Origin of the sequence: Achromobacter sp. GbtcB20 (assembly GCF_019091095.1) — a bacterium.
Taxonomy (GTDB): domain Bacteria; phylum Pseudomonadota; class Gammaproteobacteria; order Burkholderiales; family Burkholderiaceae_B; genus Achromobacter; species Achromobacter mucicolens.
The window spans coordinates 1-324 of the sequence record NZ_JAGXJZ010000370.1; the positions used below are offsets into that span (position 1 = coordinate 1).

Consider the following 324-nt stretch of genomic DNA (forward strand, 5'->3'; position numbering starts at 1 on the left):
ATCAAGCCGCACAACCACTTCACCGGCGAGATCTACGTGCTGTCGAAAGACGAAGGTGGCCGCCACACCCCGTTCTTCAACAACTACCGTCCGCAGTTCTACTTCCGTACCACCGACGTGACCGGCTCGATCGAGCTGCCAGCGGACAAGGAAATGGTCATGCCAGGCGATAACGTGTCGATCACCGTCAAGCTGATCAACCCGATCGCGATGGAAGAAGGCCTGCGCTTCGCAATCCGCGAAGGCGGCCGTACCGTCGGCGCCGGCGTGGTTGCCAAGATCATCCCCTAATAGCGTTTGATCACCGGGCAGCGCATTAGTCCT

Annotated in this window: 1 protein-coding gene; it reads left to right on the top strand. The window is 59.3% G+C overall.

Going from position 1 to position 324, the window contains the following annotated elements:
- The coding region (locus KVT32_RS29365; RefSeq protein ID WP_217619349.1) for an elongation factor Tu at positions 1-291 on the top strand (291 nt) is incomplete at its 5' end.
- Positions 292-324: the final 33 nt, after the last annotated feature.